This window comes from Brevundimonas sp. (assembly GCF_019636155.1).
In the GTDB taxonomy this organism is placed as follows: domain Bacteria; phylum Pseudomonadota; class Alphaproteobacteria; order Caulobacterales; family Caulobacteraceae; genus Brevundimonas.
The window spans coordinates 98,941-122,753 of sequence record NZ_JAHBYB010000003.1 but is presented as its reverse complement, the minus strand read 5'-3'; the positions used below and the strand labels follow the sequence as shown (position 1 = coordinate 122,753).

Below are 23,813 nucleotides of genomic sequence, written 5' to 3'. Positions count from 1 at the left end.
AATTATCCGCCCTCCAGCATCAAGCTCGCCATGAAAACCTCTGAGATGGCGGGAGGCCAGGAGGCGGCCTTCAATGATCGGGCGTCAGGCGGCCGACCGTGTAAACCGCGCATAGGCCGCGCCCCCTCCCAAGAGCAAACCGCCGAACAGGAAAATCGCCCATGAACCGAGGGTGGGAACAGCGGGGGGCACATACCCCGCCACCGCCATGACGTTCAAAACGGTGGTCGCCGAATTAGATCGGATGGCGATGCTTTCTATGGGCAAGGATGCCTGTGCGGGCGGTATGGAGATGTCATAAACATGCAGCAGTCCGCCCGCAGGGAGGTTCTCGACGGCGTCGGTTTGCCGGTCGACTCTGCCGAAAGACGGAAACGGGCTCGCGCCGAGAAACCAATCCGAGACCGTGAAAGCGGGGTGAACATAAACATCTCCGCCGACGAAATTGACCTGCACCGTGGTGTTGGCGGATCCGCTACCGCTCGACGCCAGAATGCTTATGCTCGGATACGCCTTCGGGGCATCCAGCGTTAGGGTTCCTGTCGAGTTCAGGAGACGTAAGACATTGTTTGTTGAATAGGAATTAAGGAGAAATCGGTGCGTGGAGGTTTCCAGTTTTCGATCTAGGGGCAGGCCTATGGTGGAGCCAGGAAAGCTGCGCGCCACCCAGGTCCACCTCACGCCATCGACATCGGCGGTCGTCGAGGATACCGCCGGAAAAGCCTCCGCGATTTCATCGCGATTATACCCAGTGACGGAGATCGGAGCGTAGACCCCCTGAGCAAAGGCAGGATCGTCCCAGATCACCAACGCAAGCAGAACGGCGAATATTCCAGCAAGTACCCGCATTTATCCCACCCCCTTCAGTATCAACGTTATAAGAAGCCGGACTTACACACAAGCGCACGGCAAGCGTCCCGGATGAGCAGTGCGTCGCATCCACCGCCCAAAAACCCTCCCTTAAAACCTTATGCTTCAAGGTGACGGCCTTAGCGTCCGAAAGCGATTCATGGCCGGCCCCGTCCACTACGAAGTCTATATCCGCAAGACGGCGCCCGCGCCGTGGTCGCTGCTTATGGCGACCGAGGACCGCAAGGCCGCGATCGAGACGGCCGAGGACCTGCTGAAGGACGACCGCGCCGCCGCCGTGCGCGTGACCAAGGAGACCCTGGATCCGGACACGATGGAGTTCGCCAGCTTCACCGTCCTGACCAAGGGCGCGCCCGAGGTGAAGCGCAAGCGGCTGGTCGAGGAGTCGGGCGGCGGTTCGGTCTGCTCCAGCCCCCAGGACCTCTACGCCCCGCACGCCCGCGAACGCCTGGCCCAGGTGATGGAAGACTGGCTGGGCCGCAACGGCGTGACGGCCTTCGAGCTGCTGCATCGCCCGGATCTGGCCGAGAAGCTGGAAGCCTCGGGTGTCGAGATTCAGCATGCCATCCAGCGCGTCGCCGTGCCCGAGAGCCAGGCCACCGGCCAGTCGGTCCACGATCTGGTGCGCCACTATCAGAAACTGGCCGACCGCACGGTGGAGCGCGTCATCCTGGCGGGCCGCCGAGGTCTGTTCCCCGATCTGTCCCAGCGCCGCGTGGCCGAGGTGGCGGTCCATCTGGCCGGATCGTCGGATCGCGCCTTCGCCATGGGCGGCGCCGTCTGCGCCTTCGTGGGGGACGCCAAGGGCGCCCGGGCGCGGCTGGAGCGGCTGATGGACATCGTCGACGGCGCCCCAGCCGACGGGCCGCCGCGCGCCCTGGTCCTGGTGCCCGTCGAGCAATTCCTGTGCGAGCTTCTGTCCCAGCGCACCAACCTGGCCCAGGTGCTGGGCCCGTCCCTGGACCAGGGCGCCAGTCTGGCGGCCGTGGTCCGCATGGCCGCCCCGCGCGAGGTCGAGGCCCTGATCCGTTTCGATCCCCGGCTGGAGCTGCTGATCCCGCCTGTCGAAGGCGCCGCCGCCCGTCTGGGCGACCATCTGGCCGCAGGCGAATTTCCCCTGCTGGCCGCCGCCCTTGCGCGGATGGTGGTGCGCGAACTGATGAGCCCCCGCCGCCTGAGGCCCAGCGACGCGCCCGGCGAGATCGACATCCTGCGCGCCCTGGCCACGGCCCTGACGGCGACGGCCGGGCGGCTGCTGACCCTGGACGAGGTCCAGAACGCCTTCGTCGAACGGTCCAAGACCCTGGTCACCGCCGACTTCGTCGCCGCCTATGTGAAGGGTTGCGACACCGTTCTGTGCGAAGCCGAACTGCTGACCCGGCTGTGTGAGAACGTGACCGGCGGGGCCAACAAGCGGTCGGCCGCGCGCTGGTTGGCCGCCTGCGTCTCGTCCCTGCGTTTCGAGACCGAGATGCGCCAGTCGGGCGGCACGGCGGCGCAGAAGCTGAACATCCTGGCCGGACTGCAGAAGTCGGTCAGGACCGCCGCCCTGACCGAGCACGACGAGCAAGCGATCTGCGACGCCATCGGCGTCCTGGGCGGGCTGGTCGAGGCCGACGCCCGTCTGACCGTCCAGCTGGCGCGAGCTCCGGCGCCGGCCGTGCAGAAGCTGGGCCTGCTGCTGCGCCTGGCCGCCGGCGACACGGCCCCCACCGGGCCCGCCGCCGACCGGGCCAAGGCCGAGGCGCTGAAACTGCTGCGTGCGCCCGACGCCCGCGCCGCCCTGGGCGCCGACCCCCAGGCCCTGGTCCAGTTGCGGCCGATGATGAAGGCCGCCGGCCTGGCGGCCTGACGCTTCAGCAGGCCTGACCCGCGGCCCAGCCAGACGACCAGGCCCACTGGAAATTATAGCCTCCCAGCCAGCCGGTGACGTCCACGGCCTCGCCGATGGCGTAGAGGTTCGGCCGCGTCCGGCTGGCCATGGTTTTCTGGTCCAGGCCGGCGGTGTCGATACCGCCCAGGGTGACCTCGGCCGTCCGATAGCCTTCCGACCCCACGGGCTTCAGGGTCCAGCCGTTGATCGCCTGGTCCAGGGCGCGGAGCGTCTTGTCCGAGAGGTCGCCCAGATTGCCGGACACGCCCAGCCGCGCCAGCACGGCGTCGCCAAGGCGGCGCGGCACGACATGGCCCAGGGCGGTGGCCGCCGCCTGGCGGCCGTTGTCGGCGCGGGCGACACGCAGGGTCTCGAACGCATCGACATCGGGGGCCATGGAGATGGTGATCGCCTCACCCTCGCGCCAATAGCTGCTGATCTGCAGGATGGACGGCCCGCTGACCCCGCGATGAGTGAACAGCAGGCCTTCGCGGAACCGAGTGCGCCCGTGGGTCACCACGGCATCGACCGACAGGCCCGACAACAGCGCCGTCTGGGCCAATAGGCCTGGCTCGAAGGTCAGGGGAACCAGGGCGGGCCGCGTCTCGGTCACGGCCAGGCCGAAGCGCCGCGCCGTGTCATAGGCCCAGCCGGTGGCGCCCATCTTTGGGATCGACTTGCCGCCTGTGGCGAGCACCAGGCTGGCGGCCGTCAGGGCCGATCCGTCCGACAGGCGGGCGCGAAAGCCGTCGCCTTCCTCGACCGCCTCCACCGCCGTTCCCAGCTTCAGGGTCACGCCCGCCGCCGCCATGTCGTCGGTCAGCATACGGATGATCTGTCTGGCGCTGCCGTCGCAGAACAGCTGACCTAATGTCTTCTCGTGCCAGGCGATGCCAGCGGCGTCGACGCGTTTGATGAAGTCGTGCTGGCTGAACCGCTTCAGGGCCGAGGTGGCGAAGCGCGGATTGCCGCCCAGGAAGGCGTGGGGGCCCACGCCCAGGTTGGTGAAATTGCAGCGTCCGCCGCCCGAAATGCGGATCTTCTCGCCCGGCGCGGCGGCGTGATCGACCACGACGACGCGCCGACCGCGACGGCCCGCCTCTATGGCGCACATCATGCCCGCGGCGCCGGCGCCGACGATCAGGACATCCGTGGCGGAGGCGGTCATGCCGCCTGAGTATCAGCCTGGGCCGGTTCCGTCATCGCCCGCTCCAGCGCCGCATAGAGGCGCGCCGGCTCCAGCGGCTTGGGCAGCCAGTCGGTCATGCCCGCCTCGCGACAGGCGGCGACCTGGGTCGGTTCGACCCCGGCCGAGAAGCCGATCACCGGCGCGTCGCGGTTCGGCCCGGCGCCCGCGCGCAGCCGCCGCGTCGTCTCATTGCCGTCCAGCCCGGGCATGTTGACGTCCATCAGCACGACGTCGAACCGTTCGGCCGCCAGCAGTTCCAGCGCCTCGGCCCCGCTGGCCACGGCGCTCAGGGTCACTTCCAGCGGCTGCAGCACCAGGGCCAGGGTGCGGCGGTTCACCTCGTGATCGTCCACGGCCAGGACGCGCAGGCGACGGGCCAGATCGCGGGGCGCGGCCTGCATCTGGTCGGCGCGATCAACGGGACGGCCTTCCGGCAGCATCGCGTCCAGGGTGAAGACGGCGCCGCCGCCCTCGGCTCCATCGGCCGTCAGGTCGCCGCCCATCAGCCGGGCCAGATCGCGGCTGACGGTCAGGCCCAGACCGGTGCCGCCATAGGTGCGGGCCACCTCGGCGGACCCTTGGGCGAAGGGCGAGAACAGCCGCGCCATGGCGTCGGGCGCTATGCCCGGGCCCTGGTCGCGAACGCTCAGCACCAGTCGCCGCCCGCCATTCGGTGCGGGGTCGGCCCGAACATCCAGCACGACGTCTCCGCGCGGGGTGAATTTCAGGGCGTTGGAGATCAGGTTGTTGACGATTTGACGCAGCCGGTGCGGATCGCCCTTCAGCCACAGGGACTCGACCGGGCCGCGCGCAACCAAGGTCAGCCCCTTCTCGGCCGCGGGCGCGGACCAGAAACGGGCCGCCTCGGCGGTGAATTCGGCCAGGTCGAAATCGCGCGCCTCCAGCGTCATGCCGCGCGCCTCGATCTTGGAATGGTCCAGCAGGTCGTTCAGCATACCGGTCATCAGCCGGCCCGCGTCGATGATCAGATCGGCGGCCTCGGGGGTCCCCTCGGGTCGCGCCCCGTCGCGGATCACCTGGGCGCTGGCCAGGATGGCGCTGACCGGGGTTCGCAGTTCGTGGCTGACGATGGCGGCCATGGCGGCGCGGTCGGCCATGGCGGTTTCAGCCTGTTCCAGTCGGGTCTCGGCGTCGATCAGGGCGCGGCCTTCTGAACGGCGCGCCGCATGGGTGCGCGACCACACCCCCAGCACGGCGCCGAAGAACAGCACCACACAGGTGGCCAGCAGCGGCAGGTGGGTCCAGCGCCACTCGACCATCTGAGTCAAGGGCATGGCGGCCAGGGCGACCAGATAGGGGGTGGCGCCCAGGAAGAACAGCAGGCGCGATTCGATGCCCGAGGCGATGTTGTTCAGCAGGCCGCCGGCCAGGATCAGCACCGCCACCGTGGCCAGGGTCTTGTCGCCCTCCAGCCAGATCAGAAGGGCTGTCACGGCGTGAACGACGGCCATGACCACGGTCGACGCCAGGGCCGTCAGGACGATCCGGCCCTTGTCGCCGGCGACAGCCTCTGCGCGGCGGAACGGCGCCAGGGCCCAGGCCTCGAACAGCTGGACCCCCGCGCTGATCGCCAGCCAGGGCAGGATCAGTTCATTGCGCCCCACCGAATGCAGGGACCAGGCCAATAGCAGGGCCAGAAGGATGCGCACCGGAATCTGGCCGCGCCGCTCGCGCGCGCTGGTGGTCAGTTGGGGCGAAACCGAATCGTACAGACGCTGCAAGCCTACTCTCCCGCTCAGGCGGTCTTCCTAGACCCCAAGCGGCAAAGGAGTGGTGAACGGCGCTTTTCGAGCCCGCCTACAACCCCAGGGCGGTTCGATAGGACGGGTGCACGATGTCCGCCCATTCGGGATGTTTCTGCAGATAGCCCGAGAAAAACGGACAGGTGGGCAGGACGACCAGGCCGCGCGCCTTTATGTCGGCCAGCACATGGCGCGCCATCCGGCTGGCGATCCCGCGCCCTTCCAGCGGGATCGGCACGATGGTCTCGGTGATCAGCAGGCCGCCGGCCACCGGGTTGTAGATCACCACCGCCGTCTGATCCTCGACGGTCAGTTCGTAGCGGCGCGCCTCGGTATTGTCGCGGACGTCGGGATCGGGAGCGGCGTCAGTCATCGGTCGGGCCTTTCACAGCCTTGGCGCGACGACGCTCCAGCTGTCCAATGCTGGTGTCGGGCGCGGGCAGGTTCTCGGGCATGACGCCGCCCAGATCGGCGATGGTCGCGCGCACCCTGCGGCCCACGTCCCGGTGAATATCGTTCGCCTGCGCCCTGGTCGAGGCGCCGTCGCGCCGCAGCTTGTCTTCGGCCTGGGTCGCGCGGAACAGATTGGCGGCCAGTTCGGTGCTGCCCATGTGATCCAGGATCTTCTGGCTTTTCTTCAGGCCCTTGGCGGCGTGGATGTCACGCTGTGACCGGCCGCCGTACAGGCCGCGATAGCCGTGATCCTGAAACACCGCATAATCCAGCGGCGTCTCCACCCCCGCCTGTCGCGCGGCCGAGGCCAGGGCGGTGTTGTGATGCGCCATCTCACGCCTCAGCATCAGTCGCTTATCATCCTCGGACAGGGCGCCGAAGCCGGGCTGGTCCTGCAATTCCTGGCGGCGCGTCTGAACGGCGAAATAGGTCTGGCCCTGGGCGATCACCGGCTTGGACGGATCACCGTTCTGAACGATCAGATAGCAGGCGTAGCGCGACAGACGGATGTCGCGGATTTCCCGCTGCGCGCCGGAGCCTATATCGACCATTATGGTGACGTCACCGAAATGGTCGGAAATTTCCGACCTCGCCTGTCGGCAGGCTATCTTCGCCTTCTCGATCACCGCGACGAAATTGCGATAGTCCTGATAGCCCAACACCGGCCCCAGTTCGCGCGCGAGCCAGAATTCGGCGCCTTCATCCTCGCGACGGATCGCTTCAAAGGACTGCGGACCAAGGCTCGAAGGCGGGTTCTGACTCATGTCTCAATGAGAACAAAACAGCAACAAACTGTCAATCCCGACCTCAATGCGCCGCGTCCCAGTTGGCGGCGGCCTTGGCGTCGACGACCAGGGGCACGCTCAGGGCCACGGCCGGTTCGGCCGCGCCTTCCATGACGCCGCGTATCAGGGTCAGGGCCGCCTCGGCCTCGGATTCGGGGGCCTCGAACACCAGTTCGTCGTGCACCTGCATCAGCATGCGGGTTTCAAGGCCGGCGCGGTTCAGGGCGTCCGGCATGCGGATCATGGCGCGGCGGATGATGTCGGCGGCCGAGCCCTGAATCGGGGCGTTGATCGCCGCCCGCTCGCCGAACTGACGCTCGGCGCCCGACTTTGAATGTATGGCCGGGATGTGGATGCGCCGTCCGAACAGGGTGGTGACATGGCCGTCCTGGCGCACCTGGGCCTTGGTCTTGTCCATATAGTCGCGGATGCCGGGGAAGCGCTCGAAATAGGTCTTGATGTAGGCTCCGGCCTCGCCCTGATCGATGCCCAGCTGGTTGGCCAGGCCGAAGGCGGAAATGCCGTAGACGATGCCGAAATTGATCGCCTTGGCCCGGCGGCGGGTCTCGGCGTCCATGGTCTCGATCGGCACGTTGAACATCTCGGACGCGGTGGCGGCGTGGATGTCCAGCCCGGCCTTGAACGCCCGCTTCAGCTCGGCGATGTCGCCGATATGGGCCAGCAGGCGCAGTTCGATCTGGCTGTAGTCGGCGCTGATCAGCACATGGCCGGGCGCGGCGATGAAGGCCTGGCGAATCTGGCGGCCGATCTCGTTGCGGATGGGGATATTCTGCAGGTTCGGGTCGCTGGACGCCAGACGCCCGGTCGAGGCGGCGGCCAGCTGATACGACGTATGCACCCGGTCGGTCTTCGGATCGGCGGCCGCCGTCAGGGCGTCGGTATAGGTGCCCTTCAGCTTGGACAGCTGGCGCCAGTCCAGCAGGGCGCGCGGCAGGTCGTGCGTCAGGGCCAGGTCTTCCAGCACGCTGGCGTCGGTGCCCCATTGTCCGGTGGCGGTCTTCTTGCCGCCCGGCAGGCTCATCTCGCCGAACAGGATCTCGCCGATCTGCTTCGGGCTGCCCAGGTTGAAGGGACGGCCGGCCAGTTCGTGCGCCCGCGCCTCCAGCTCGATCATCTTCAGGCCGAACTCGTGCGACAGGCGCCGCAGCCGGTCCGGGTCGATCCGCACCCCCGCCAGCTCCATGTCCGCCAGGACGGCGGGCATGCCGCGCTCCAGCGTTTCATAGACTGTGACCAGCCGCTCTTCGGCCAGGCGCGGCTTCAGCAGGCGCCACAGCCTCAAAGTCACGTCCGCGTCCTCGGCGGCGTAACAGGTCGCCGGTTTCAGCTCGACATGTTTGAAGCTCTTCTGCGCCTTGCCCGTCCCGGCCACGGTCTTGAAGGCGATCGGCTCGTGCCCCAGCCAGCGCTTGGACAGCTCGTCCATGCCGTGGGCATAGAGGCCGCCGTCCAGCACATAGCTGATCAGCATGGTGTCCTCGATCGGCGCCACGCGCACGCCGCGCCGGGCCATCACGGCCATGTCGTATTTGATGTTCTGACCGACCTTGAGCACCGCCGGGTCTTCCAGCAGGGTCTTCAGCCGGGCGAGTGCAGTCGCCTTGTCGATCTGGGTGATCGGCTCGCGCGCCGGCGCCTGGCCGAAATCCAGCCCCCCGCCGGCGCCCGCCGCCTCGGGGTGTTCATGCGTCAGGGGGATGTAGCAGGCGTCGTTCGGCCCCAGCGCCAGCGACACGCCGCACAGGCCCGCGTGGGTGGCCGACAGGGCGTCCGTCTCGGTGTCGAACCCGACCACGCCCGCCGCCCTGGCCCGCGCGATCCAGGCGTCCAGATCCTCCAGCGTCTGGATGCAGACATAGGCGTCGTGATCGAAGGCCTGACCCTCGACGGGCGTCGGCGCTTCGGCCGGGGCGTAGCGTGGCGTGGCCACCGGGGCCGACATGGGCTTGGGCGCAAAGGCCGATCCGTCATGGGCCGCCGCCTTGCCGTCCCCGACCCGCCGCGACAGGGACCGGAACTCCATCTTCTCCAGAAAGGCCGACAGGGTCGCCGGATCGGGATCCCTGACCACGAAGTCGTCGATCGGCTCGGGCGCCGGGGCGTCGCAGGTCAGGGTGACCAGTTCGCGGCTCAGGCGGATCTGGTCGGCGTATTCGATCAGGGTCTCGCGCCGCTTGGGCTGTTTGATTTCGCCGGCGCGGGCCAGCAGGGTTTCCAGATCGCCGAACTCGCCGATCAGCTGGGCCGCCGTCTTGGGGCCGATGCCGGGAGCGCCGGGCACATTGTCGACGCTGTCGCCGATCAGGGCCTGGACCTCGACCACCTTGTCCGGGGTGACGCCGAATTTCTCGAATACCGCCTCCTCGGCCAGGCGGCGGTCCTTCATCGGATCCCACATGACCACCGACGGCCCGATCAGCTGCATCAGGTCCTTGTCGGAAGACACGATCACCGCCTCGCCCCCCGCATCCCGCGCCTTGCAGGCATAGGTGGCGATCAGGTCGTCAGCCTCATAGCCGGGCAGTTCGACGCAATGGACGCCAAAGGCGGCCGTGGCTTCGCGCACCAGGGGGAATTGCGGGATCAGGTCTTCCGGCGGCGGCGGGCGGTGGGCCTTGTAGTCGGGATAGAGGTCATTGCGGAACGTTTTTTCCGAATGGTCGAAGATGGCCGCCAGGTGGGTCGGGCCGTCCGCCCCCTTCATGTCGCGGATCAGCTTCCACAACATGTTGCAGTATCCCTGGACCGCGCCGACCGGCAGGCCGTCCGACTTGCGCGTCAGGGGCGGCAGGGCGTGATAGGCTCGAAAGATGTAGGCCGAGGCGTCGATCAGCCACAGCCGGATCGCGGGACCGTCCTGGGTCAGGGGGCGGTCGGCTTCGGTCGCGGCGTCGGTCGCATCGGTCATGGCGGGCAACATAGGGGCAGGCTGGCGCGCCGTCATCGGCCAGATCGCCTCTTGGAGCCCGCGTCCGCATCGGCTTAGGTGGCGCCATGCACACCGCCTCGTTCGATGGCGTCCTGGACGCCGCCCGCCAGATCGCCGGCCACGCCGTGCGCACGCCCTTGATCGAAAGCCCGGCCCTGAACGCGCGGCTGGGCGGGCGGGTGCTGCTGAAGGGGGAAAACCTGCAGGTCGCCGGGGCCTTCAAATTCCGCGGCGCCTATAACCGCATCAGCCGCCTGACGGACGAGGAAAGGGCGCGCGGCGTCGTGGCCTATTCGTCCGGCAACCACGCCCAGGCGGTGGCGGCGGCTGCGCGCATGGTGGGAACGTCCGCCATCATCGTCATGCCCGCCGACAGCCCGAGGGTGAAGGTCGAAGGCGTCATCGGCTTCGGCGGCGAGGTGCGGACCTATGACCGCTACACCGAAAGCCGTGAGGCCATCGGCGAAGAGATCGCCGCCACGCGCGGTTCGGTCCTGGTGCGGCCGTTCGACGATCCCTTCGTCATCGAGGGCCAGGGCACGACGGGGCTGGAGATCCTGGAACAGGCGGATGCGCCAATCGACCAACTGCTGTGCGGCGCCTCGGGCGGGGGGCTGATCGCGGGCATCAATCTGTCGATGGCGGCGCGGTCGCCGGACACGCGGGTGATCGGCGTCGAGCCGGCGGCCTATAACGACACCCAGATCTCGCTGGCGGCGGGCGAACGGCTGACCCATCCGCCGGTGGTCCATCCGTCCATCTGCGACGCCCTGATGACCGACCGGCCGGGCGAGCTGACCTTTCCGATCAACCGGCGGCTGGACCGGATCGAGACCGTCACCGACGCCGAGGTGGCCCAGGCCGTGCGCTACGCCTTCCGTGTGCTGAAGCTGGTGGTCGAACCGGGCGGGGCGGTGTCCCTGGCCGCCCTGCTGGCGGGCAAGGTTCCGACCCAGGGCCTGACCACGGTGGGGGTGCTGTCGGGCGGCAATGTCGATCCGGCCCTGTTCGCCGCCATCATCGAAGACCGTTTCACCCCCGCCGGAGACTGAGCCCATGCCCGCACCATCCGACCTGCAATCCCTGATCGGCCAGGAGGTCGGGGTCTCGCGCTGGTTCGAGATCGACCAGGCCCGCATCGACGCCTTCGCCCAGGTGACCGAGGATCATCAGTTCATCCATGTGAACCCCGAACTGGCGAAACAGACCCCGTTCGGCGGGACCATTGCGCACGGTTTCCTGACCCTCAGCCTGGCCTCGGCCATGAGCTATGACGCGGTCCAGCCGCTGGACGGGGTGGTGATGGGGGTCAACTACGGCTTCGACAAATTGCGCTTCCTGGCGCCGGTTCCGGCCGGATCGAAGGTGCGCGGGCGGTTCAAGCTGCTGGGCGCCGAGGACAAGGGCGGCGGCCGCTGGCTGATCCGGCACGAACTGACGGTCGAGATCGACGGCGGCGAAAAGCCGGCCCTGATCGCCGAATGGCTGTCGATGCAGATGGTGGACGGCTGAGGCGTCACCAGGTCGTGGGCGCCGCCGCCTCGGGGTGGCGCGCCCGGGCGGCGGACCAGGCGTCGGCCTGGCCCTTCAGGCGGCTGTCCAGAAAGCCGGCGACCAGATCCGTGGTCAGGGCATGGGCCTTCGCGCCGCCGATGGGGCCGAATCGGGTGCGGCGGCGGTCCTGGGGAACCGCATCCTGAATCAGGGCGGCGTCGGCGAAGTCGAAATGCCGGACATCCGCGACCTGCAAGGCCACGGCATCGCCCGCCCCCTGGACCGCCTCGCGCCAGGCCCGGGCGCGCCGGTCCCGGGACCGGTCCGCCTCGCCCTCGGTCCGGCCCAGCAGATAGAGGACACGGCCATCCGCCGGGATGCGCGTCGGCCCGTTGTAGTCGCCGTCCAGGTTCACCGCGACCGCGCCCGGCAGGTCCGCCAGGGCCATGACAGCCGCCGCCCCGCCCAGGGAATGGCCGATCACGGCAACCCGGTCGCCTTCGATCCCCGCCACGGCGCCCGACCGCGCCAGGGCGACCGCCTCGACCAGCTCGGCCGCCGCCTGGCGATAGCGTCCGCCCGACACCGGGGGCGACCCTTCGGGGCTCAGGGCCAGGACGACATAGCCTCGGCTGGCGATATCCTCGAGCAGCAGGCGATAGTCGCCGCCGCCCATGGAGGCGCCCGGCTGGAACACCACCAGGGGGAAGCGGCCGGCGGCCGGCGCCGCGTTCTGACTGGCGGCCGTCACGGCTTGGGCCAGGATTTCGGCCGCATCCGCCCCGAACCGGCGCGCCAGATTGGCCCGGTGATCGGGGCTGGGGCTCTCGGCCCGCCCCTCGCCGCCCGCGTTCGCCGCCGGATAGTAGAGCCGCGTCGCCGCCCCGGACGCCAGCGCCGGACCCTCGGCCACACCCACCGGATGAGGACCGCCGGGGCGCACCGCCTCGACCACCGCCGCCGTCACGACGCTAGCTCCCTGGCTCGCCCCCGACTGCGCCTGAGGCGGCGCCGAACACCCCAGGCACGCCAGGGCGCCCACCAGAACCGTCAGCTTGATCATGCCGCCACAAGGCGGGAGGCGGGGGCGCCGCGTCAAATTAAAGCCAAGTCAGAATTGATGTCCTGCTGCTCGTCGGCGACGATTTTGCGCGAGGGACATGAGGCGCGCTCTGGGCTGAAACTGAACGACGGGAACGCACCCGCCGCCCGCCTCATCCCTCGCCCAGGCACCTCAGGGCCACTTCCAGATTGCGCAGGCCGTCGTCGCCGGTGACCTCGGGCGCCTCTCCGGTGCGGATGGCGTGGGCGAAGGCTTCCAGCTCCTTCTTCAGCGGTTCGGCGGGCCAGCTCATGACGCCGCGCGTCGAATAGGACCCGTCCGGCTGCTGGCCGAAATACTCCGTCACCTGGCGGGTCATCAGATCGGCGACGACGAATTTGTTCTGGGTCGCCACCTGAAGGGTGCGGGTCTTGTAGGGGGTGACCCAGTTGGTGGTGATGTGGGCGATCACCCCGTTTTCCAGCCGGAATTGCAGCAGGGCCGTGTCCTCGCGGTCGGCGCGGGTGCGGGCCAGCTGGGGCTGGACCTCGGCGATCTCGGAGCCGGTCAGGTGACGGATGATGTCGATGTCATGCACCGCCAGGTCGATCACCACGCCCACTTCGCCCATGCGCGGCGGGAAGGGGCCGACGCGGGTGATCTGGATCGAGATGACGTCTTCGCCGGCGATGGCGCGCTTGACCGCCTCGACCGCCGGATTGAACCGCTCGACCTGGCCGACCATCAGCACCCGGCCATTGGCGGCGGCCGCGTCGATCATGCGTCGGGCGTCGGTCACGGTGGCGGCGATGGGCTTTTCGACCAGCACATGGACGCCCTTTTCCAGCAGGGCCACCGACAGGTCGGCGTGGGTCCGGTTCGGCGTCGCCACGATGGCGCAATCCAGCCCCGCCTCGACGAAGGCCTGGGCGCTGGACACCCCCGCGGCGCCATAGGCGGCGGCCACGCCCTCGGCCGTCACGGCGTCCATGTCCAGCACATGGGTCAGGTCGAAGTCGCGGATGTCCGAGGCGACACGGGCGTGGTTGCGGCCCATGACGCCGGCGCCGGCGACGCCCAGTTTCAGCGGAGCGGGATGCGAGGTCATGCGGAGATCAGCTCTTGAACGAGACGACGGCGGCGATGATGCGGTCCTGGGTCGCCTCGTCCAGATCGGCGTGCATCGGCAGGCTGATCACCACCTCCTTCAGCCGCTCGGTCGTCGGCAGTCCCTGCGGGCCGCGCGGATAGATCTCATAGGCCGGCTGGAGGTGCAGGGGGATCGGATAATAGACCGCCGTCGGCACACCCTGTTCCTTCAGATGCGCCGCCAGAGCGTCGCGGTTCGGGTGCTCGATGGTATATTGCGCCCAGTTTGAGATGTTGCCTTCGGGCACGTCGGGCACGACCGAAACGTGGTCACGCAAACCGGCGTTGTAGCGGGCGGCGATGCGGTTGCGCCATTCGATTTCTTGCCCGAACACCTTCAGCTTTTCGATCAGGACGGCGGCCTGGATGGTGTCCAGCCGGCTGTTCAGGCCAATGCGCATGTTCAGGTATTTGGGGTCGTGATCGAAGCTGCGGCCGTCCAGATCGCGGGCCACCGCCTTGCCGTGCACACGGATGGAATCCATCAGCTGGGCCAGGCCGTCGTCATCGGTCAGCACCGCCCCGCCGTCGCCGTAGCAGCCCAGCGGCTTGGCCGGGAAGAAGCTGGTGGTCGTCACATCGGCCCATTTCAGCGGATGCTCGCCGCCGATGGTGCAGCCGAAACCCTGGGCCGAGTCCGAGATCAGCTTCAGCCCATGCCGGTCGCAGATCGCCCGGATCGCCGGATAGTCCGCCGGCTGGCCGAACAGGTCCACGGCGATGACCACGCGCGGGGTCAGGCGGCCTTCCGCCTTGGTCGCCTCGATGGCGGCCTCCAGATGGGCGGGGTCCATGTTGTAGGTGCGCGCGTCCACGTCGATGAACACCGGCTCGGCGTCGAACCAGGGCACGATCTCGGCCGTGGCGGCGAAGGTGAAACTGGGCACGAAGACGGCGTCGCCGCGCCCGATCCCCCAGGCCATCAGCGGCAGGGCCAGGGCGTCGGTGCCGTTGGCGCAGCCCAGGGCGTGCTTGGCCCGGCCGAAGGCGGCCAGGTCGGCCTCGAACTGGCGCACCTGAGGACCCATGACCCAGGCGCCGCCGGTGACGGCCTCGGCCACCGCGGCCTCGATCTTGCCGTCCAGGCGAAGGCGCTGGGCCTGCAGGTCGATGAAGGGGAGCATGGGCGTCTCGGGTCCAGGCGCCGACGATGCGGCGAAGAAATCAGGCGGGCTTTATCAAACCGGCCCCCGCCACGCCAAACGGCCGGGGGTCACTTCCCGTTGCCGGATGCAACAGGACGGCGACCGCAGAATGACGACGACATGTGCGGCTTGGCAAATCGTGGGCGGGACCGTAAGCCCGCTCGGTGACGTCGCTATCGCCCAGTCAGGATCGGGTGCGCGCCTGGCTGTTCGACCAGGCCCTGCCGCTGTGGGCCGAGGCGGGGGTCGGCCCCGACGGCGGCTTCCACGAGGCGCTGGATTTCGACGGACGTCCGATCCCCGGTCTGCCGCGCCGCACCCGCGTCCAGGCCCGCCAGGTCTATGTCTTCGCCCAGGGCGCCGCCCTGGGCTGGGCGCCGGGCCGGGCCGTGGCCCAGGCCGGGCTGGACCGGATGATCGCCGCATGCCGCCGCGACGACGGCCTGTGGCGGCTGACCACCGGCGCGGACGGGACGCCCGCGGACGAGACGGCGGACCTCTATGACCAGGCCTTCGTCCTGTTCGCCCTGGCGGCGGCGCATCGCGTGCTGGGCGACCCGCGCCTCCTGCCCCTGGCGCGCCAGACCCTGGAGGCGATCCACCAGCGCATGACCTCGCCCCATGGCGGCTGGGACGAGGCGATCCCGGCAAGACTGCCGCGCCGCCAGAACCCGCATATGCACTTGCTGGAGGCCATGCTGGCGTGGCGCGAAACGGCGCCAGATCCGTTGTGGGACCAGACCGCAAAGGTAAGCCTGGACCTGTTCGATCGCGCCTTCTTCGACGCCCGATCGGGGGTGCTGGGGGAGTATTTCACCGACGACTGGACCGTCACGCCGGGAGACGCGGGACGCGTCATAGAGCCGGGTCACCATCTGGAATGGGTCTGGCTGCTGGATCAGGCCCGTCGCGCCGGCTGGGGCGACCACGGCGCCTCGGCCGACCGGCTATACGCCTTCGCCGTGACGCACGGCCAAGATGATGGAGGTTTCCTGGTGCGCGAGACGGATCGCACCGGCGCCGTTCGGGACGGCGGGCGACGCCTCTGGGCCCAGACCGAGGCGATCCGCACCTATCTGCTGGCCGGCGATGACGACCTGGCCGCGCGGCTGATCGACGGCGTCTTCGGCGCCCATCTGGCCACCGCCGTCCCCGGCCTATGGATGGACAGCTATGACGCCGATGGCCGCCCCTGCGACGACCGCGTACCGGCCTCAACCCTGTATCACCTGATGACCGCCTTCACCGTCGTTCTGGAGCCGGGCGCATGATCGGGGTTCCCGCCGTCTTCCTGGATCGCGACGGGGTTCTGATCGAGGACACCGGCTATCCGCACATCGAATCGGAGATGCGCATCACCCCCGGCGCGCCCGAGGCGGTGCGGCGGCTGAACGCCCTGGGCTATCTGGCGGTCATCGTCACCAACCAGTCGGGGGTGGCGCGCGGCCTGTTCAGCCTGGAGCAGATGAACCGGTTCAACGACGCCCTGGTGCGGCGGTTCGCGGCCAAGGGCGCCCGCATCGGCGCGGTCTACGCCTGTCCCTTTCATGCCGAGGCCAAGGTCGAGGAATTCCGTCATCCCGACCATCCGGACCGCAAGCCCAACCCCGGCATGATCCTGAAGGCCGTCGCCGACCATGGGATCGATCCGACCCGCAGCTTCCTGATCGGCGACCAGCCCAGCGACCTGGAGGCCGCGCGCCGCGCCGGGGTCTCGGGCTTCCGCTTCGAAGGCGGCGACCTGGACCGGTTCGTGCGCGACCTGCTGGGCCACTGATCTCGCGACGACGGTATTTCATCACGCGTTGAAACCCGCGCGTCCGGGGTCCAGACTGACGCCATGAGCACGCCCTACGCCGACCGCCGCTGGACCTCGCCCGACGGCCTGTCCCTCTATGCCCGTGACTATGCCCCGGCCGACGGGCCCGCGAAACTGCCCGTCATCGCCATCCACGGCCTGACCCGCAACAGCGCCGACTTCGACGCCATCGCCCCCCTGATCGCCGCCAGCGGCCGGCGCGTCCTGGCCATCGACGTGCGCGGGCGCGGCCTGTCGGACCGGGCGCCGGACCCGATGACCTATCAGCCGCCAAACTATGCCAAGGACGTCCTGGCCCTGATGCAGCAGGCTGGGATCGAGCGGGCGATCTTCCTGGGCACCTCCATGGGCGGGCTGATCACCATGGCCCTGGCGGCGATCAAGTCGCGGGTGGTGGCGGGGGCCATCATCAATGACGTGGGGCCGGAGGTGGCCAAGGAAGGCCTGGCCCGCATCGCCGCCTATACCGGCCAGCCGGTCGAAATTCACAGCTGGGCCGACGCCCGCGACTATGTCCGGCGCAACAACGCCGTCGCCTTCCCCGACCGAGACGACGCCTTCTGGGACGCCTTCGCCCGCCGCTGCTTCCGCGAGGGGACCGAGGGGACGCCGGTGCTGGACTATGACCCCGACATCGCCGTTCCGATTCGGACGGCGGGGGCCAAGGCCCTGGTCCCCAACCTGTGGCCCTTCTTCCGGCGGCTGACCCGGGGGCGGCCGACCCTGCTGGTGCGGGGCGGAACCTCGGACCTGCTCAGCGAGGATATCGCCGCCCGCATGCGCAAGGCGGCGCGCAAAATGGATTATGTCGAGGTTCCCGACATCGGCCACGCCCCCATGCTGGACGAGCCGGAAGCCCGGTCGGCCATCTTCCAGTTCCTGGCCGAGGCGCCGTGAGGGCATGGCCATGGTTGGCCTTCGCGGCCTGCGGCTTGTGGAGCCTGGGCGGAGTCCTGTGGGTCTATCTGGACCTGCGCATCCACGCCCTGAGACAGTCCGGCGACCTGCCGCGCCCCAGTCGGCGGGGCCGGCGCCTATCCGGGCCCTACACCGCGACCGGCCGCGCCATTGAAGGAATCAAGGTGCTGTATAGTCGGGACTATCTTGAAACCGACGCCCATACTCGGAAGCTGGTTCCCGTCATCCGGGTCTGTATGTCGCTGGCCGTTGCCCTGATCGGTCTTTGCGCCGCGATCGAGGTCTTGGGCCGTTAGGTCAGGCCTTCTTGACGAACTCGGTGCGCAGGACCAGACCGCGCACCTTCTCGACATTGGCCTCGATCTCGTCGGGGTCGCCGGTCAGGCGGATGTTCTTGACCAGGGTCCCGCGCTTCAGCGTCACCCCGCCCGAACCCTTGACCTTCAGGTCCTTGATCAGGGTCACGCTGTCGCCATCGGACAGCCGGTTGCCGTTGGAGTCTTTGGTGATGTCGTCGGTCATGGGCGGCGGTTTCAGGCGTCGGGCACGTTGCTGTCAAGCTCGTCCAGCCAGACTCGGGCGGTCGCGTCCGACGGCGCCCGCCAGTCGCCGCGGGGGCTGAGGGAACCGCCGGTCACCACCTTGGGGCCATTGGGCAGGGCCGAGCGTTTGAACTGGCTGGTCTGGAAGAAGCGGATCAGGAATTTCCGCAGCCAGTGTTTGATGGTCTTCAGGTCGTATTCGACCTTCTCCGCATCCGGCGTGCCGGCGGGCCAGTCGCCGCGTCCCGCATCGCCCCAGGCCTGATGCGCCAGATAGGCGACCTTCGACGGCGAGGAGCCGTAGCGGGTGATGTGGAACAGGAAAAAGTCGTTCAATGCATAGGGACCGACCGTCCCTTCGGTCGACTGCATCTTGCCGTCCACGGCGGGCACCAGTTCGGGCGAGATCTCCGTCTCCAGTATGGCGCGCAGCACCGGCGCGACCTCGGCCCCCGCCATCTCGCGCTCGGCGACCCAGCGGATCAGGTGGCGGATCAGCGTCTTCGCCACCCCGCCGTTGACGTTGTAGTGGCTCATGTGGTCGCCGACGCCATAGGTGGCCCAGCCCAGGGCCAGTTCCGACAGGTCGCCTGTGCCCAGGACGAAGGCCCCGTTCTGGTTGGCCAGGCGGAACAGATAGTCGGTGCGCAGCCCCGCCTGCACATTCTCGAAGGTGATGTCGTGCACCGCCTCGCCTCGGGCGTAAGGGTGGCCGATGCCCTCCAGCATGGTCATGGCCGTGGGGCGGATGTCGATCTCGGCCCCGGTGACGCCCAAGGCCTTCATCAGCGCCCAGGCGTTGGACTTGGTGCCTTCGGAGGTCGCGAAGCCGGGCAGGGTGTAGGCCAGGATGCCGGCGCGCGGCAGCTTCAGCCGGTCGAAGGCGCGGCAGGCGACCAGCAGGGCCTGGGTGGAATCCAGCCCGCCCGAGACGCCGATGACCAAGCGTTCGGTGTTCGTCGCCTTCATCCGCCGCATCAGGCCCTGAACCTGGATGTTGAAGGCCTCGAAACAGTCCTGGTCCAGCCGGTCCGCATCATCGGGCACGAAGGGGAAACGGTCGACGGCCCGCATCAGGGGGCCGGTCGCCGGGCCGGCGGGGGCGTCGTCATCCACGATCAGCAGGCGGCCGATATGGTCGTCTTCATGCGCCCGGCGCGCTTCTTCGCGGGCGCAGTCGGCGAAGGTGCCGGTGCGCATCCGCTCCAGCCCGATCCGCTCCACATCGATGTCGGCCACCGTCAGATGCGGCTCGGTGGAAAAGCGCGGACCTGAAGCGATGCGGGCGCCCAGTTCGTGGATCGTCGCCTGTCCGTCCCAGGCCAGGTCGGTGGTCGATTCGCCCCAGCCCGAGGCGGTGAAGACATAGGCCGCCATGGCCCGCGCCGACTGGCTGGCGCTCAGCAGTTCGCGGTCCTGGGCCTTGCCGATCAGGACGTTGGACGCCGATAGATTCAGGATGATGCGCGCCCCCGCCAGGGCCAGCCGCGTCGAGGGCGGCAGGGGCGCCCAATAGTCCTCGCAGATCTCGATGCCGAAGGTGAAGCCCGGCCGCCCGGCCACCTCGACGACGAAATTGCCGCCGAACCACGAGGCCCAGTCGTCGCCGATCCTGACCCCGCCGCGCACACTCGCGCCCGGCGCGAACCAGCGTTTCTCGTAATATTCCCGATAGTTGGGCAGGTAGGTCTTGGGCACGATCCCCTGCGCCCGGCCGCCGGCCAGCACCAGGGCGCAGTTGTACAGCGCATCCCCATGCCGGATCGGCGCCCCGACCACGGCGATGACCCCGGCCGCCTGGGCGGCCACGGCCAGCGGCTTGATGCAGGCCTCCACCTGGTTCAGCAGGGCCTCCTGCATCACCAGATCGTCGATGGCGTAGCCGGTCAGGCTCAGTTCCGGGAAGACCACCAGGTCGCACCCTTGCGCCCCCGCCTGTTCGATCAGGGCCAAATGCTCGACCATGTTCGCGGCCGGATCGGCCGTGTGCACGACCGGCGTGGCGGCGGCGACGCGCACGAAGCCCTGGTTGCGCGGGGCGTGGAAGGGTTCGGTCCTGGCCATCTCTACTCCGCTCATCCCGGCGGAAGCCGGGATCCAGTGAGAGCTTCAAGCTCCGCATACACCAACAAAACACCCACCGACCACCAACGGATCATCGTGCGAAAGACCTGGGTCCCCGCTTTCGCGGGGAAGAGCGGATTTTTGCATGGGTGACGAACCGTCCCGCCGTCGCTACATCCGTTCCATGACCGATACGCCGAAGAAGGGCTGGTTCTCGCGCCTTAGCGAGGGGCTGTCCCGCTCGTCCAAGCAGATGACCGAGCAGGTGGTGGCGACCTTCGTCAGGGAGCCGCTGTCCGAGGCCGCGCTGGAAGGGCTGGAGGAGCATCTGCTGGAAAGCGACCTGGGGCCGGAGGCGACCGACCGGATCGTGGCCCGGTTCCGCGACCTGCGCTTCGGCAGGACCACCGACGAACGCGAGGTCAAACAGGCCCTGGCCGAGGCCGTGGCCGCCGAACTGCGCCCCAACCAGGCGACCTTCGATCCGCTGGGGCCCGACGGCGTGGCGGGCGGGATCAAGCCGTTCGTGGTGCTGTTCGTCGGGGTCAACGGCTCGGGCAAGACCACCACCCTGGGCAAGATCGCCGCCGATCTGACGGGCAAGGGCGCCAAGGTGATGATCGTGGCCTGCGACACCTTCCGCGCCGCCGCGCGCGAGCAGCTGAAGGTCTGGGCCGAGCGCGCGGGCGCCGATTTCGAGAGCCGCCGCGACGGCGCCGATCCCGCCGGCCTGGCCTTCGATGCCTACACCAGGGCGCGAGCCGAGAACTATGATGTCGTCCTGATCGACACCGCCGGGCGGCTGCAGAACAAGTCGGCCCTGATGGACGAACTGCTGAAGATCGTGCGGGTGCTGAAGAAGATCGATCCCGACGCCCCGCATGAAACCCTGCTGGTGCTGGACGCCACGGTCGGCCGCAACGCCCTGGCCCAGGAACAGATCTTCGGCCGGGCGGCCTATGTGTCGGGCGTGGTGATGACCAAGCTGGACGGTACCGCGCGCGGCGGGGTGCTGGTGCCCGTGGCCAACGCCTCGGACGCCCCGATCAAGCTGATCGGCGTGGGCGAGGGGATCGAGGATCTTCAGCCCTTCGACGCCGACGCCTTCGCCCGCTCCCTGGTGGGGCTAGAGGACTGAGCCATGACCGACGACGCCCCTTCGCCCAACCGCCAGTGGATCCGCAGCGCCGTCGACTTCGGCGCCCTGGCGGCCTTCGGGGCGGCTTTCCTGATCCTGCGGGCGCGCGGCCTGGAATCGTCCCAGGCCCTGGTCCAGGCCACCTGGGTTCTGGTGGCCGGCTCCGCCATCGCCCTGGCGGTCGGCTTCCTGGTTGAGAAGCGGCTGGCCCTGATGCCGCTGCTGACCGGCGGCTTCGCCCTGGTTTTCGGCCTGCTGACCGTCTTCTTCGACGACGCCCTGTTCATCAAGCTGAAGGTCACGGTCCTGAACCTGTTCCTGGCCGGCCTGCTGCTGGGAGGGACCCTGATGGGCAGACAGCCGCTGAAGGCCCTGCTGGGCGATGCGATCAAGGTCAACGATCCGGCCTGGCGCACCCTGACCATCCGCTACGGCGTCTATTTCCTGGCCGTGGCCCTGGTCAACGAGGTGGTCCGCAGCCCGGCGGCGGTCACCGCCCTGTGGCACTGGGCGGGCCGCCAGACCCCCGATCCGGAGGCGGTCTGGGTCGCCTTCCGCGGCGTCCTATGGATCACCGCCTCCATCTTCGGCATCGCCCAGCTGCCGCTGATCATGCGCAACCTGATCAAGGACCAGCCGCCCGGCCCCGTGTCGCCGGACACCGGCCTCTAGGCGCTTTCCAGAAGTCAGTAAGGAAACAGGCGGCCCTCGTCCTTGCCGCCTGTGATGAGGTCGCCGGCTCGAGAAATCTGATCCAGGCTGGCCCTGGCGCGACGGATCGTCTCGCGCGTGGTGGCGGAAAGGGCGTCGTCGGCAAGGGCGTGATCAAACCGATCGCCAAGCGCCTCCTCGGCGGCCTCGACCGCAGCGGCCATCGGCTCGCCGCCCAGCAGGGCGTGGCCGATGTCGGTGAAGGCGCGCTGGGCCTTGGCCAGGACCGATCCGTCCGACCGGGGCTCGCCGCCCAGCCCCCTGAGGGCGACCTGCAGATCGGCCGCCGCCGCCGCGCGGTCGCGGCCCCGCCGCTGGAACAGGACGCGCTCCTCGGCCCGCCGGGCCTGGGCCGCCGCGGCGCCATAGCCGTTGCCGCTGTCCAGCAAGGCCTGGCTCAGGTCGTTCAAGACCCGGATGTCGTGACGGTTGGGGTCGCTCATGGCGGGCTCCTGCTTACGCCTGACTAACCCGGCCCCTACCGAAAAGGTTGCGGCGTCACAGCGCCGTGCGCAGGGACCACAGTTCGGGGAAGCAGCGCCGTTTCAGGGTCTCGGTCAGATAGCCGACCCCGTCTGTGCCGCCGGTGCCCCGGCGCCGGCCGATGATCCGCTCGACGGTCACCACATGTTTGTGCCGCCAGGTCAGAAGGGCGTCGTCCAGGTCCACCAGCTTCTCGGCCAGCTGATACAGGGGCCACCACCGTTCGGTGTCGCGATAGACGATCAGCCAGGCGTCCTCGACCGCCTGGGAGGGCTCATAGGGTCGGCTGACGTCGCGGTTCAGGACCTCGACCGGCACCGGCAGGCCCGCGACCGCCAGCTGGGACAGGGCGTCGTCATAGAGGCTGGGGGCGGCGATGGCCGCTTTCAGGGCGGCCAGGGCGTGGGGCCGGCCCTCGTGGAATTTCAGGAATCGCTCGTCCTTCAGGCCCAGCATGGCCTCGAAGCGCCGGAACTGGTCGCTCTGAAAGCCGGAGGAGGAGCCCAGGACGCCTCGGAACCGCAGATAGTCGGCCGGGGTCATGGTGGCCAGGATGTCCCAGCTCTGGGTCATCACCGCCTGGATGCGGCTGACCCGCGCCAGGCTCTTGTAGGCGGGAACCAGATCGCCGGACCGCACCAGTCCCTGGGCCAGGGCGACCTCGTGCAGGATCTGCTTCAGCCACAGTTCCTTGGTCTGGTGGATGATGACGAACAGCATTTCATCATGCTGGTCCGAGATCGGATGCTGGGCGTCCAGCAGCGTATCCAGCGTCAGATAGCCGGCGTAGGTCATGTCGGAGGGGGCGGCGTCGGTCATGTCCCCCTATCGCGCGGACGGGGCGACGGCTCAACCTCGATGCGGTCGGCTGCGGCCTATTGCGCGCCCGAGGCGCCGGCCTGGGCCGCGCGGGTTCCGGCGTTCAGGGCGCCGCCGGCTTCCTTGTAGATGAAGCCGTAGGTTGGATAGACGGTCGTGCCCAGGTCGCGGATCGGGTTGTACCAGACCTTGACGCGGGACCAGTCGCCTTCGCTGGAGACGTCGACCACGGTGACGTTCTCCTCGACCCGGCCGCGGCTGCCGCCCCAGTTGGCGTGGGTCACCCGGATCACCCGGTCGGTCAGGATGTCGGAAACCACGGCGACATGGCCCCGGCTCATGGCGCCATGCGGCTGGAACACTAGGACCGAGCCGGTCTCGGGCGCGCGGCCGGTGCGGAATTTGTCGACGGCCTGGTTCCACCAGGTCCAGGCGTCGCCGAAGATGTTGATGCCCGACAGCATGCGCGCGAAGGTCACGCACTGCCAGTAAGGCTGGTCGGCCTGGACCGACGTGGGGGCGCCAAGGGCGAAAAAGCCGAGGGTCGCCGCAACCACCGCGGCCGAGAACCGTTTCATCATCCGGTTTGTTTCCGACTGTTACGCC

Annotated in this window: 23 protein-coding genes; 9 read left to right on the top strand and 14 right to left on the bottom strand. The window is 68.7% G+C overall.

What is annotated here, in order from left to right:
- Positions 1–84: 84 nt before the first annotated feature.
- The gene (locus tag KF910_RS04455; protein ID WP_292259072.1) at positions 85–849 is read right to left on the bottom strand and encodes a hypothetical protein; all 765 of its coding nucleotides are present in this window, start codon (positions 847–849) and stop codon (positions 85–87) included.
- Between the two features lie 160 nt (positions 850–1,009).
- Between KF910_RS04455 and KF910_RS04450 the strand changes: the two genes are divergently transcribed.
- Positions 1,010–2,722: a hypothetical protein gene (locus KF910_RS04450; RefSeq protein ID WP_292259070.1), complete on the top strand. Its 1,713-nt coding sequence runs from the start codon at positions 1,010–1,012 to the stop codon at positions 2,720–2,722.
- Positions 2,723–2,726: 4 nt separating this feature from the next.
- Here the strand turns inward: KF910_RS04450 and KF910_RS04445 are convergent, their stop codons facing one another.
- From KF910_RS04445 to polA, 5 genes are all read right to left on the bottom strand, one after another.
- Entirely contained in the window at positions 2,727–3,911 is a 1,185-nt protein-coding gene (locus KF910_RS04445; protein ID WP_292259068.1) for an NAD(P)/FAD-dependent oxidoreductase, read from the bottom strand.
- Positions 3,908–5,674, bottom strand: a complete 1,767-nt coding sequence (locus tag KF910_RS04440) for a hybrid sensor histidine kinase/response regulator (RefSeq protein WP_292259066.1) — start codon at positions 5,672–5,674, stop codon at positions 3,908–3,910. The genes KF910_RS04445 and KF910_RS04440 overlap by 4 nt, the downstream gene beginning before the upstream one ends.
- A gap of 76 nt (positions 5,675–5,750) precedes the next feature.
- Positions 5,751–6,068: a GNAT family N-acetyltransferase gene (locus KF910_RS04435; protein ID WP_292259064.1), complete on the bottom strand. Its 318-nt coding sequence runs from the start codon at positions 6,066–6,068 to the stop codon at positions 5,751–5,753.
- Positions 6,061–6,912 (bottom strand): DNA damage-inducible protein D, encoded by an 852-nt coding sequence (gene dinD, locus KF910_RS04430; RefSeq protein ID WP_292259063.1) that lies wholly within the window; start codon positions 6,910–6,912, stop codon positions 6,061–6,063. The genes KF910_RS04435 and dinD overlap by 8 nt, the downstream gene beginning before the upstream one ends.
- Before the next feature lie 43 nt (positions 6,913–6,955).
- Entirely contained in the window at positions 6,956–9,862 is a 2,907-nt protein-coding gene (gene polA / locus KF910_RS04425) for a DNA polymerase I (protein WP_292259061.1), read from the bottom strand.
- A gap of 86 nt (positions 9,863–9,948) precedes the next feature.
- Here polA and KF910_RS04420 point away from each other — a divergent pair, with 86 nt between their 5' ends.
- Entirely contained in the window at positions 9,949–10,935 is a 987-nt protein-coding gene (locus tag KF910_RS04420; protein WP_292259059.1) for a threonine ammonia-lyase, read from the top strand.
- Positions 10,936–10,939: 4 nt separating this feature from the next.
- Positions 10,940–11,395: a MaoC family dehydratase gene (locus KF910_RS04415; protein ID WP_292259057.1), complete on the top strand. Its 456-nt coding sequence runs from the start codon at positions 10,940–10,942 to the stop codon at positions 11,393–11,395.
- A 4-nt stretch (positions 11,396–11,399) separates the two neighbouring features.
- On the opposite strand, the gene KF910_RS04410 is transcribed toward KF910_RS04415, so the two are convergent.
- The 3 genes from KF910_RS04410 to KF910_RS04400 form a co-directional block, all read right to left on the bottom strand.
- Positions 11,400–12,440 carry a hypothetical protein gene (locus KF910_RS04410; RefSeq protein WP_292259055.1) on the bottom strand — a complete coding sequence of 347 codons (1,041 nt, stop codon included), beginning with the start codon at positions 12,438–12,440 and terminating at the stop codon, positions 11,400–11,402.
- Positions 12,441–12,591: 151 nt separating this feature from the next.
- Positions 12,592–13,527 carry a Gfo/Idh/MocA family protein gene (locus tag KF910_RS04405; RefSeq protein ID WP_292259054.1) on the bottom strand — a complete coding sequence of 312 codons (936 nt, stop codon included), beginning with the start codon at positions 13,525–13,527 and terminating at the stop codon, positions 12,592–12,594.
- A gap of 7 nt (positions 13,528–13,534) precedes the next feature.
- Positions 13,535–14,692, bottom strand: coding sequence for a DegT/DnrJ/EryC1/StrS family aminotransferase (locus KF910_RS04400; RefSeq protein WP_292259053.1), 1,158 nt, complete (start codon positions 14,690–14,692; stop codon positions 13,535–13,537).
- Positions 14,693–14,907: 215 nt separating this feature from the next.
- Between KF910_RS04400 and KF910_RS04395 the strand changes: the two genes are divergently transcribed.
- From KF910_RS04395 to KF910_RS04380, 4 genes are all read left to right on the top strand, one after another.
- Positions 14,908–15,984 (top strand): AGE family epimerase/isomerase, encoded by a 1,077-nt coding sequence (locus KF910_RS04395; RefSeq protein WP_292259051.1) that lies wholly within the window; start codon positions 14,908–14,910, stop codon positions 15,982–15,984.
- Positions 15,981–16,490, top strand: a complete 510-nt coding sequence (locus tag KF910_RS04390; protein ID WP_292259049.1) for a D-glycero-alpha-D-manno-heptose-1,7-bisphosphate 7-phosphatase — start codon at positions 15,981–15,983, stop codon at positions 16,488–16,490. The genes KF910_RS04395 and KF910_RS04390 overlap by 4 nt, the downstream gene beginning before the upstream one ends.
- Before the next feature lie 63 nt (positions 16,491–16,553).
- The gene (locus tag KF910_RS04385; RefSeq protein ID WP_292259048.1) at positions 16,554–17,429 is read left to right on the top strand and encodes an alpha/beta fold hydrolase; all 876 of its coding nucleotides are present in this window, start codon (positions 16,554–16,556) and stop codon (positions 17,427–17,429) included.
- A 14-nt stretch (positions 17,430–17,443) separates the two neighbouring features.
- The gene (locus KF910_RS04380; protein WP_292259046.1) at positions 17,444–17,746 is read left to right on the top strand and encodes a hypothetical protein; all 303 of its coding nucleotides are present in this window, start codon (positions 17,444–17,446) and stop codon (positions 17,744–17,746) included.
- A 1-nt stretch (position 17,747) separates the two neighbouring features.
- Here the strand turns inward: KF910_RS04380 and KF910_RS04375 are convergent, their stop codons facing one another.
- Both KF910_RS04375 and KF910_RS04370 read right to left on the bottom strand, forming a co-directional pair.
- Positions 17,748–17,972, bottom strand: a complete 225-nt coding sequence (locus KF910_RS04375) for an alkylphosphonate utilization protein (RefSeq protein WP_292259044.1) — start codon at positions 17,970–17,972, stop codon at positions 17,748–17,750.
- 11 nt (positions 17,973–17,983) lie between these two features.
- Entirely contained in the window at positions 17,984–20,056 is a 2,073-nt protein-coding gene (locus tag KF910_RS04370; RefSeq protein ID WP_292259043.1) for an NAD(+) synthase, read from the bottom strand.
- Between the two features lie 184 nt (positions 20,057–20,240).
- Between KF910_RS04370 and ftsY the strand changes: the two genes are divergently transcribed.
- Positions 20,241–21,194 (top strand): signal recognition particle-docking protein FtsY, encoded by a 954-nt coding sequence (gene ftsY, locus KF910_RS04365; RefSeq protein ID WP_292259041.1) that lies wholly within the window; start codon positions 20,241–20,243, stop codon positions 21,192–21,194.
- A gap of 3 nt (positions 21,195–21,197) precedes the next feature.
- Complete coding sequence (locus tag KF910_RS04360; RefSeq protein ID WP_292259039.1) at positions 21,198–21,866, top strand: septation protein IspZ; 669 nt, start codon at positions 21,198–21,200, stop codon at positions 21,864–21,866.
- 14 nt (positions 21,867–21,880) lie between these two features.
- Here KF910_RS04360 and KF910_RS04355 read toward each other — a convergent pair whose 3' ends face one another.
- From KF910_RS04355 to KF910_RS04345, 3 genes are read right to left on the bottom strand one after another with little or no spacing between them, the layout of a single operon-like run.
- The gene (locus KF910_RS04355; RefSeq protein ID WP_292259037.1) at positions 21,881–22,348 is read right to left on the bottom strand and encodes a PA2169 family four-helix-bundle protein; all 468 of its coding nucleotides are present in this window, start codon (positions 22,346–22,348) and stop codon (positions 21,881–21,883) included.
- A gap of 55 nt (positions 22,349–22,403) precedes the next feature.
- Entirely contained in the window at positions 22,404–23,207 is an 804-nt protein-coding gene (locus tag KF910_RS04350; protein ID WP_292259036.1) for a tryptophan 2,3-dioxygenase, read from the bottom strand.
- A 56-nt stretch (positions 23,208–23,263) separates the two neighbouring features.
- On the bottom strand, positions 23,264–23,788 hold the full coding sequence (locus KF910_RS04345) for a CHAP domain-containing protein (protein WP_292259034.1): 525 nt from the start codon (positions 23,786–23,788) through the stop codon (positions 23,264–23,266).
- Between the last annotated feature and the right edge of the window lie 25 nt (positions 23,789–23,813).

Bases quoted from the DNA above. Each gene is read 5' to 3' on its own strand.
- KF910_RS04455 (WP_292259072.1), bottom strand. From the start codon at position 849: ATGCGGGTACTTGCTGGAATATTCGCCGTTCTGCTTGCGTTGGTGATC.
- KF910_RS04450 (WP_292259070.1), top strand. From the start codon at position 1,010: ATGGCCGGCCCCGTCCACTACGAAGTCTATATCCGCAAGACGGCGCCC.
- KF910_RS04445 (WP_292259068.1), bottom strand. From the start codon at position 3,911: ATGACCGCCTCCGCCACGGATGTCCTGATCGTCGGCGCCGGCGCCGCG.
- KF910_RS04435 (WP_292259064.1), bottom strand. From the start codon at position 6,068: ATGACTGACGCCGCTCCCGATCCCGACGTCCGCGACAATACCGAGGCG.
- dinD (WP_292259063.1), bottom strand. From the start codon at position 6,912: ATGAGTCAGAACCCGCCTTCGAGCCTTGGTCCGCAGTCCTTTGAAGCG.
- polA (WP_292259061.1), bottom strand. From the start codon at position 9,862: ATGACCGATGCGACCGACGCCGCGACCGAAGCCGACCGCCCCCTGACC.
- KF910_RS04420 (WP_292259059.1), top strand. From the start codon at position 9,949: ATGCACACCGCCTCGTTCGATGGCGTCCTGGACGCCGCCCGCCAGATC.
- KF910_RS04415 (WP_292259057.1), top strand. From the start codon at position 10,940: ATGCCCGCACCATCCGACCTGCAATCCCTGATCGGCCAGGAGGTCGGG.
- KF910_RS04410 (WP_292259055.1), bottom strand. From the start codon at position 12,440: ATGATCAAGCTGACGGTTCTGGTGGGCGCCCTGGCGTGCCTGGGGTGT.
- KF910_RS04405 (WP_292259054.1), bottom strand. From the start codon at position 13,527: ATGACCTCGCATCCCGCTCCGCTGAAACTGGGCGTCGCCGGCGCCGGC.
- KF910_RS04400 (WP_292259053.1), bottom strand. From the start codon at position 14,692: ATGCTCCCCTTCATCGACCTGCAGGCCCAGCGCCTTCGCCTGGACGGC.
- KF910_RS04390 (WP_292259049.1), top strand. From the start codon at position 15,981: ATGATCGGGGTTCCCGCCGTCTTCCTGGATCGCGACGGGGTTCTGATC.
- KF910_RS04385 (WP_292259048.1), top strand. From the start codon at position 16,554: ATGAGCACGCCCTACGCCGACCGCCGCTGGACCTCGCCCGACGGCCTG.
- KF910_RS04375 (WP_292259044.1), bottom strand. From the start codon at position 17,972: ATGACCGACGACATCACCAAAGACTCCAACGGCAACCGGCTGTCCGAT.
- KF910_RS04370 (WP_292259043.1), bottom strand. From the start codon at position 20,056: ATGGCCAGGACCGAACCCTTCCACGCCCCGCGCAACCAGGGCTTCGTG.
- ftsY (WP_292259041.1), top strand. From the start codon at position 20,241: ATGACCGATACGCCGAAGAAGGGCTGGTTCTCGCGCCTTAGCGAGGGG.
- KF910_RS04360 (WP_292259039.1), top strand. From the start codon at position 21,198: ATGACCGACGACGCCCCTTCGCCCAACCGCCAGTGGATCCGCAGCGCC.
- KF910_RS04355 (WP_292259037.1), bottom strand. From the start codon at position 22,348: ATGAGCGACCCCAACCGTCACGACATCCGGGTCTTGAACGACCTGAGC.
- KF910_RS04350 (WP_292259036.1), bottom strand. From the start codon at position 23,207: ATGACCGACGCCGCCCCCTCCGACATGACCTACGCCGGCTATCTGACG.
- KF910_RS04345 (WP_292259034.1), bottom strand. From the start codon at position 23,788: ATGATGAAACGGTTCTCGGCCGCGGTGGTTGCGGCGACCCTCGGCTTT.